Origin of the sequence: Ciceribacter azotifigens (assembly GCF_048159625.1) — a bacterium.
Classification (GTDB): Bacteria; Pseudomonadota; Alphaproteobacteria; order Rhizobiales; family Rhizobiaceae; genus Allorhizobium; species Allorhizobium azotifigens.
In genome coordinates this window covers 1-3,076 of sequence record NZ_JBLQTA010000043.1, presented here as the reverse complement: position 1 = coordinate 3,076, position 3,076 = coordinate 1, and the positions used below count along the sequence as shown (strand labels likewise).

The following is a 3,076-nucleotide window of genomic DNA, read 5'->3' as shown; positions in this document are numbered from 1 at the left end:
TTGCGAGCCATATCGAAAGGGGCGACTATCTCGACCGCCGCCATGACGAGGCGCTGCCGGATCGCCAACCACTGCCACGCCCGGATCTGCGCATGATCCAGCGGCCCATCGGCCCGGTCGCCGTGTTCGGCGCATCCAACTTCCCGCTTGCCTTCTCCGTGGCAGGCGGCGATACGGCGTCGGCACTGGCGGCAGGCTGCCCGGTAGTGGTGAAAGGCCATTCCGCCCATCCCGGCACGGGTGAGATCGTGGCCCAAGCGGTCAATGCGGCCGTGAAGAGATGCGGTATTCATCCCGGCGTCTTCTCCTTGATCCAGGGAGGCAAGCGCGATGTCGGNGCGATACGGCGTCGGCACTGGCGGCAGGCTGCCCGGTAGTGGTGAAAGGCCATTCCGCCCATCCCGGCACGGGTGAGATCGTGGCCCAAGCGGTCAATGCGGCCGTGAAGAGATGCGGTATTCATCCCGGCGTCTTCTCCTTGATCCAGGGAGGCAAGCGCGATGTCGGCCACGCGTTGGTGACCCATCCGTTGATCAAGGCCGTCGGCTTCACCGGCTCGTTGACGGGTGGTCGCGCCCTGTTCGATCTGTGCGCTTCACGGCCCGAACCTATCCCCTTCTTCGGCGAGTTGGGCTCGGTGAACCCCATGTTCGTTCTACCCGAGGCCGTGCGGAGCCGCGGCGACGAGATCGCGAAGGGATGGGCCGGCTCCCTCACTTTGGGTGCAGGGCAGTTCTGCACCAATCCCGGCATCGCCGTCCTGATCGAAGGACCGGGAGCCGACGCCTTCGTCGAGGCAGCGGCTGGCGCGCTTGAGCCGATCGGTGCGCAGACCATGCTGACCGACGGCATTGCCGCTGCTTATCGCGCCGGACGCGACCGCATCGCCGGCACCGGCGGCGTACGGGAGGTCTTCACCAGCGTTTGTAATCTGCGCAATGCAACGCCCTATCTGTTTGCCACCACGGGTGCCGCGTGGCTCGCGAACGAAACACTAGGCGAGGAGGTGTTTGGTCCGCTCGGCATGATTGTGCGTGCCATTGACGCCGAGCAAATGATCGCCATCGCCAAGGGGTTGCACGGGCAACTCACCTGCACGCTGCATATGGAGGATGAAGATATGACGCTCGGCCGTGCCCTTGTGCCCATTCTCGAACGCAAGGCCGGGAGGCTACTCGCCAACGGCTATCCGACCGGCGTCGAGGTCTGCGATGCAATGGTCCATGGAGGACCTTATCCAGCTTCCACCAATTTCGGTGCGACCTCAGTGGGAACGCTCTCCATTCGAAGGTGGCTGAGACCGATCTGCTATCAGAACCTTCCGGAACAGCTTCTCCCGATCGACCTGCGATGACCTCGGGCGGCGCAATCCCGAAACCCAACACACCAAGGCGCACCGTTATACCGTCGGGCGCGTCACTGATCGTGACCGGCACAATGCGGCATGGCTCATCCATTCCGAATGCCTTGCGCCAGCGGAACAGCACGCTCGATGCAATGCCGTATTTGTTGCCAACACCGTAGACCGACGCACCTTCCCGACATGCCTCCTCGACGATACGGCGTTTGTCGGCCTCGCTGAAGTTGCGACGCCCTACCAGGCGGCCGCCCCGGCCGCTTGGAACATAGCCAACTGGGCCAACGTGAATCTCCCTAGTCTCAGGACTAACACTAGGACTAGTCTAGAGCGTCATCATGGCCAGGCCGAGCGTGCGCTCGCTAATGTCGATCTCTATCTCAGCCTGTCGACCAGAGGTGGCTCGGGAAATCTGCACAACCAGGATAAGTGGAATTTCCGCCTGACTTCGGCTTAGATGCCGGGAACAGGAGATACCATGACGAGACGACCGCGCCGGAACCATAGCCCGGCTTTCAAGGCGAAGGTGGCACTTGCCGCCATCCGAGGTGAGCAGACGCTGGTGGAGTTGTCCCAACAGTTCGATGTGCACGCCAACCAGATCAAGCAATGGAAAGACCAGCTCCTTGAGGGGGCGGCGGGTGTGTTCGGCGATGAAACGAAACCGGAGCCGACGGGTCCGACCATCGATGTCAAAACGCTGCACGCGAAAATCGGCGAGCTGACACTGGAGAACGATTTTTTATCCGGTGCGCTCGGCAAGGCGGGATTGCTGGGCGGAAAGAAATGATCGACCGCGAGCACAAGCTATCCGTCGTGCGCCAGGCGAAACTTCTCGGCTTCAGCCGTGGAAGCGTCTATTATTCTCCACGCCCGGTGCCTGATGGCGACCTTGCCCTGATGCGGCGGATCGATGAATTGCATCTCGACTACCCGTTTGCCGGAAGTCGGATGTTGCAAGGGCTTTTGAGAGGAGAAGGTCTGGAGACCGGGCGGCTGCACGTCGCCACGCTAATGAAGAAGATGGGCATCGAAGCGATCTACCGCCGCCCGAACACCTCGAAATCAGCGCCAGGGCACAAAATTTATCCCTACCTCCTACGAAAGCTGGCGGTCACCCGGCCCAATCAGGTCTGGGCGATGGACCTGACCTACATCCCCATGGCGCGAGGATTTGTCTATCTCTGCGCTGTCGTGGACTGGTTCAGCCGGAAGGTCTTGTCGTGGCGGCTGTCGATCACGATGGAAGCGGACTTCTGCATCGACGCGGTCGGGGAGGCGCTGGCTCGCTACGGAAAGCCAGAAATATTCAATACCGACCAGGGTTCGCAGTTCACCTCGATGGACTTCACGGCGGTGCTGAAGAAGGCGGAGATCGCCATCTCAATGGATGGCAAGGGTGCGTGGCGGGACAACGTGTTCGTCGAACGGCTCTGGCGTTCGATCAAATACGAGGAGGTCTACCTCCACGCCTACAAGACCGTGTCCGAGGCCCGCGTCGGCATCGGCCGCTATCTGACCTTTTACAATACTCGACGCCCACATTCATCCCTTGACCGGCAGACACCGGATCAGGCCTACTTCAACGCGCTGGCACCAATGATGGTGGCGGCATAATCGAGGCGGAAATCCACTTAGCGAAGCGCACGAAGCTGTTCAGACAAACCGAGCCACCTCTACCAGCTACGCGGTGCGCGGCCTCCGCGCCTTCGCCGAGGC

2 protein-coding genes and 2 pseudogenes are annotated in these 3,076 nt (G+C 61.5%); 3 read left to right on the top strand and 1 reads right to left on the bottom strand.

All coding sequences use genetic code 11. The features are described from left to right. A partial coding sequence (locus tag ACM6UT_RS23045) for an aldehyde dehydrogenase family protein (protein WP_416799608.1) occupies positions 1 to 377 on the top strand: 377 nt, incomplete at its 5' end. After that, positions 341 to 1,354 (top strand): annotated as a pseudogene (locus ACM6UT_RS23040) (aldehyde dehydrogenase (NADP(+))); the annotation flags it as partial. The gene ACM6UT_RS23045 and the pseudogene ACM6UT_RS23040, both read left to right, overlap by 37 nt. A 106-nt stretch (positions 1,355 to 1,460) precedes the next feature. Here the strand turns inward: ACM6UT_RS23040 and ACM6UT_RS23035 are convergent. Beyond that, positions 1,461 to 1,601: pseudogene (locus ACM6UT_RS23035) on the bottom strand (transposase); the annotation flags it as partial. Positions 1,602 to 1,835: 234 nt separating this feature from the next. On the opposite strand from ACM6UT_RS23035, the gene ACM6UT_RS23030 reads away from it, so the two are divergent. Then, positions 1,836 to 2,974 (top strand): IS3 family transposase gene (locus ACM6UT_RS23030; protein WP_416799607.1). Its coding sequence is split into 2 segments (ribosomal slippage): positions 1,836 to 2,094 and positions 2,094 to 2,974, totalling 1,140 coding nucleotides; the frame shifts between segments, so codons are not numbered across the junction. Positions 2,975 to 3,076 lie beyond the last annotated feature (102 nt).